Origin of the sequence: Kaistella sp. (genome assembly GCF_032060305.1) — a bacterium.
GTDB classification, from domain to species: domain Bacteria; phylum Bacteroidota; class Bacteroidia; order Flavobacteriales; family Weeksellaceae; genus Kaistella; species Kaistella yananensis.
On record NZ_DAMBHK010000105.1, the window covers coordinates 1 to 5,151 of the forward strand.

4 protein-coding genes are annotated in these 5,151 nt (G+C 39.0%); 2 read left to right on the forward strand and 2 right to left on the reverse strand.

From position 1 onward, the window contains the following. The first annotated feature begins 257 nt into the window (after positions 1 to 257). Together V5N63_RS11040 and V5N63_RS11045 are read left to right on the forward strand one after the other, a co-directional pair. Positions 258 to 1,070: an FkbM family methyltransferase gene (locus V5N63_RS11040; protein ID WP_332033989.1), complete on the forward strand. Its 813-nt coding sequence runs from the start codon at positions 258 to 260 to the stop codon at positions 1,068 to 1,070. Further along, positions 1,067 to 2,545 (forward strand): lipopolysaccharide biosynthesis protein, encoded by a 1,479-nt coding sequence (locus V5N63_RS11045; RefSeq protein ID WP_332033990.1) that lies wholly within the window; start codon positions 1,067 to 1,069, stop codon positions 2,543 to 2,545. Before V5N63_RS11040 ends, V5N63_RS11045 begins: the two co-directional genes overlap by 4 nt. Here V5N63_RS11045 and V5N63_RS11050 read toward each other — a convergent pair. Together V5N63_RS11050 and V5N63_RS11055 are read right to left on the reverse strand one after the other, a co-directional pair. Further along, positions 2,542 to 3,597, reverse strand: a complete 1,056-nt coding sequence (locus tag V5N63_RS11050; protein ID WP_332033991.1) for a hypothetical protein — start codon at positions 3,595 to 3,597, stop codon at positions 2,542 to 2,544. The genes V5N63_RS11045 and V5N63_RS11050 overlap by 4 nt on opposite strands. 3 nt (positions 3,598 to 3,600) lie before the next feature. Further along, positions 3,601 to 5,151 (reverse strand): amidohydrolase (locus tag V5N63_RS11055; protein WP_332033992.1); only part of this gene is annotated, 1,551 nt, incomplete at its 5' end.

The following is a 5,151-nucleotide window of genomic DNA, read 5'->3' on the forward strand; positions in this document are numbered from 1 at the left end:
TTGAAGCGGTCGGTCAACAGAAAATACATATTGGCGCCCTCCCAGGAGAACGGCTGTTTATTGGCGTTTTGCACTGTTGCACACGATGTAAGAAGCGCAAATCCGGCGAGGAGAAATATCTTTTTCATAAAAAAACTGTTCGAAGGCTAAAGGTAATGAAAAGCTGTTTTTAGAGGAAATAATTTCATCTTCAAACTTTGTTTTAACATTTATTTAACATAATTTACTATCTTTGTTTGCTGCAATCGAAAAAACGTATGTCTTTATACCACCGAATTACTGAAAAATTACAGTTTTTTGCGCCGGCTTTTTACAAGGAAAGATATTTTAAACACTTAAAAAATATTTCTAAAGTAAATTATTCCGCACGCAATATCGAACCGGAACTGATCTGGATTAAAGATTTTTTACCAAAAAATGCGGTAATGATCGACATTGGTGCTAACGTAGGAAGTTTCATTTATCAGCTTGAGCACAAACTTTCGCCACAGAATATTTACGCCTTCGAACCGAACAAAAAACTTTACATGCGTCTTAAAAGAATTTTCCCACAGGTTCATGTTTATCCACTGGCGCTTTCCGACCGAAATGAAACTGCAGAGTTTAAAATTCCGGTCATCAAGGGAAAAACCTACACTTCACGGGGAACACTGAAACTCGATTACCGCGAAAATGAAGAATCGAAACATTTTCTTCAGCAGGTGAAAGTAATAAAACTGGACGATTGGGCAGGCCTTGAAAATCTTAAAAAAATCGATTTCATTAAAATTGATGTGGAAGGAAACGAAATGAACACCCTGCGCGGCGCAAAAAAAGTGATTGAGGATTACCGACCAACTTTAATGGTAGAAATGGAACAGCGCCATCATGCGGAACCGCTTCAAAAATTGATCAGTGAAATTGAGCATTGGGGTTACGGGGCTTTTTTCCTGAACCGCACCACATTCGAACTCGAAAAACTTACTGAAAATATTGTTGCCGGACTTTCCGGAAACAGTGTAGGCAGCAAAGAGACGTATATCAACAACCTCATATTTATTCCGAAACCTCTAAAAAACACCCACGGATGAGTGTTGTAGCAAGACAGGGTTTTAAATATTCGATTATTGGGTATCTGGGTTTTTTACTCGGAACGTTTTCGGCAATTTTCGTATTTCCGCACGATATGGAATTTTACGGAAAACTCCGTTACGTGCTTCCTACAGCAGAAATGCTTCTTCCGGTTGTGGTTTTCGGACTATCTTTTTCAAATGTAAAATTCTACACCCAAAGCCGCGAAGACGGTAAACACCAGAATTTTTTGTCGTTGTCTTTAGTGGGGATTCTGCTGAATTTCATCATCTTCCTCCTCGGTTATTTTGCGGTAAACCTAATTTTTCCAAAACTTCAGGAAACTGAAATGTGGCAAATGAAGCGCCTGATTTTGCCGCTGATTCTCGTGCTGGCATTCAGTGCCGTTTTTAATAAATATTTATCAAACTTTAAGAGGATTGCCATTCCGAATGTTTTTGAAAACCTTCTGCCAAAACTTGCCAATCTCGGTGCCTTCTGTATTTTCTTTTTCCTGGGATTTCCCGAAAAAGCAGCGTACCTGTTTTTTATCTTCATGTTTGTTTTAGGGCTTTTCGGCTATGTATATTACACAAACCGCCTCGAAAAATTAAAGCCTGATTTTTCCACAGATTATATTAAAAAAGACAATCTATGGAAAGAAGTGCTGAATTACAGTTTCTACGGTTTCCTTGGAAATATCGGGAACTTCGTCGCTGTAAGAATAGATAGTGTGATGATCGGTGAATTTCTTGGTTTCGAGCCGAACGGTGTTTACAACACACTGTACTCTATCATTTCGCTCATTACGGTTCCGGCCATGGGATTGTACAGCATTTCGGCGCCGATTATCAACAAACATCTCGCCGGAAATGAGTTTGATGAACTCGACAGGCTGCATAAAAAATCTTCCCTTGTGCTGTTTTTTTTAGGGTTTGTACTGCTTTCCTGCGTTTTGGTTGGTTTCCCGTATCTCACTCATTTCATTAAAAACGGCGAACTTTTACGGCAGTCGGAACCTGTGATCTGGGTGCTGGGATTTGCCATGCTTTTCGATCTGGCAACCGGGTTCAACGGACATATTATTTCACTTTCGAAGTATTACCGTTTCAATATTGTAGTGATGCTGTTTTTAGCGGTAACCACGGTAACACTCAATCTTTATTTCCTCAATAATACCAACCTTGAACTGTTCGGCGTGGCGATTGCGACCGCAATTTCACTTACCCTTTTCAATATTGCGAAGATCGTTTTCAACTACATTAAATTTGGAGTTTTCCCACTGACGATTGAAATGATTTATGCTCTGATCATCGGGACTTTAGGGATTACAGTAGCGGTAATTCTTCCGGAATTTAAAAGCAGTTTTGTAAATCTGTTTTATAAACCCGGAATCGTATTACTCATGTTTTTCGTCGGCAATTATTTCCTGAAAATCTTCCCGCTGGAAGAATACATCAACCGAAATTTTCTGAAAAGTCTTTTTAAGTTTTAAAGAAGTTTGGCCAGCATTTTTTCTAAAGATATTAACACGGTGCCCTTCGCGAAATGTTCCCGAAAATCATAATCCATCCACTTTTGATAGGTGTAAATCTGTTCTTCGATATTTTCATTTTCGGGAATGATGAAGGGCTGTGAATTCGGATAATTCTCCGGAAATATCGCAAGTTTTCCGTACTTAATGGCATCACCAACATTTCCGCTCATTTTGGTGATTCCGTATGATTCCTTTTGGCTGAAAAATTCAGTTTCTTTCTTAAGCGGACACCACAAAAGATCGGCTTTCTGCATCCATTCGTCGAAAACCAATTGCGGAACTTTCTCGGTAAAATATTTAACTGAAATATTATGAGGTTTGTGTTTCTCAAAATCTTTTAACCACGATAGCTCCTGCCCCAAAGCTTTTCCCAGAAAGACAAACTGATAATGACTTTTTCGCTGAAAATTTTTTAAGGAGTTTAAAACATGCAGGTAATCCCGTCTTTGCTGAGAAACCGCGCCAGGAATCACGATCGTAATAATTGATTTTCGTGATTTTTCGTACTTAAGCAAATAAAAAACCGGCAGGAATTTGAGGCTTAAATCCGGATTTTTCTTAATTAAACTTTCATCTAAAACCAAAAGTTTGCTTGCTTTTTCGAAAACTTTTGGAGCAGAAAGCAAATCTTCTTTCAACAGAAGTTTTAAACGGTATTTAAAATCTTTTTTAAAGATATTTTTAAGAAGTTGAAACCTGGAAATCTTTGTGAAATTAAGATTATGAACGATTACAGAGGTATTGAACTTATTTGAAATTTTTAAAAACATATTGAAATACCGGTGAACAGTCCCGATAATCACCAAATCATAATTCTTTTCTTTCAGAATATTGAAAATATCAGAACTCTCCGCCACAAATATATTGTCAGCCGTTTGCCCGATTTGCTTTGAAATCTTTTTACTGAAATAATAATCCACAGAAAATTCACTGGAATCCTTCATGAGATCCATAAAATTCCTTGCAATTTCAGCGTGCGTATCGAGCTCGATGTAGGCGATTTTCTTCAACGGTTAATGAACTTTTTTTCCGTTGGAGTACGTTGCATTCACTTTTGTATCAAGAATTTTTCCTTCTTCAACAGCCATTAAATCCTGATTGAGCACCACGAAATCCGCAGATTTTCCTACTTCAAGACTTCCTATTTCTTTTTCCTGAAAAGCAGCTTTTGCAGCCCAGATCGTCATTCCGCGCAGCGCCTGTTCTCTTGTCAGCGCGTTTTCTTTCTGGAAACCGTTTGCCGGGAAATTCTTCGCGTCTTTTCTTGCCACCGCGGCGTAAAAAGTTTTTATCGGATTAATTTCTTCCACCGGAAAATCGGTTCCCAGAGGAAGCCAGCCGTTTTGTTGAAGCAGATCTTCATACGCATAAGCATATTTCAGCCGGTCTTTTCCTATTCTTTCTTCTGCCCAGTACATATCCGAAGTCGCATGGGTAGGCTGAACCGATGGAATTATTGAATATTTACCGAACAGATCGAAATCGGTTTTTTCCACAATCTGTGCGTGCTCAATCCGCCATCTTCTGTCATTTTTTATGCCTAAAACATCACCATAAATTTTCAGAATGGTACGGTTGGTGGAATCGCCGATCGCATGCGTACACATTTGAAGATCGCTGTTTTTGAGTTTTTTCGTCAAATTCTCAAAATGTTTCTGATCACTTAAAAGAAAACCTTTCCAATCTTTTTTATCTGAATAATCGTGCAGCAAACACGCGCCACGACTTCCCAAAGCGCCGTCTGAATAAACTTTATAACCACCAAAAGTGATGTTACCATTGGTGAATCTGCCCTTTTTAATCCATTCGTCGTAACTTGAAGGATTGTCCTCAAGCAAGGCAAAAATCTTCATCTGAAGTTTGTCCTGCTTCTGCATTTCTTCCAGAAGCGAAAACGTATGCGTTGAAATCCCACAGTCGTGAAGTGAAGTGAGTCCGTAAGAAAAACACTCTTTTTGAAGATCTGCAAAGTAGTTGATCGCCATTTCGCTGCTGATTTCAGGAATGTGTTTTTCTACCAACAGCATGGCATTATCAATTAGAATTCCGGTGAGTTTACCGTTCTTCACTTCGATTTCGCCACCATTAATTTTTGAATTTATATTGATTCCTGCTATATCCAGGGCTTTCTGATTCGCAACCGCGGCGTGTCCGTCGATTCTTTTTAAATATACCGGACGGTCCGGAAACAGCTGATCAAGTTTTTCCTTCGTCGGAAATTCCTTTACCGGCCAGTCGTTTTGATCCCAACTTCTACCGTAAAGCCATTCCATGGGAGCATTTTTAGAATATACTGTAAGCCGCGAAATAATTTCGTCCCAGGATTTTGTGCCCCACAGTTCACATTTCCACTTATCGGTTGCGTACCCCGTAAAATGGCAGTGTGCATCGATAAATCCCGGAAAAACCGCTTTACCGTCGAGATTCTGAATGTTTTGGGATTTATATTTTTTCAGAATATCCTTGCTTTTCCCAACCGCAAGAATTTTTCCGTTGGTAACCGCCATCGATTCTGCTACATCGAATTTCTGGTTAACAGTATAAATTTTTGCATTCGTAATGAT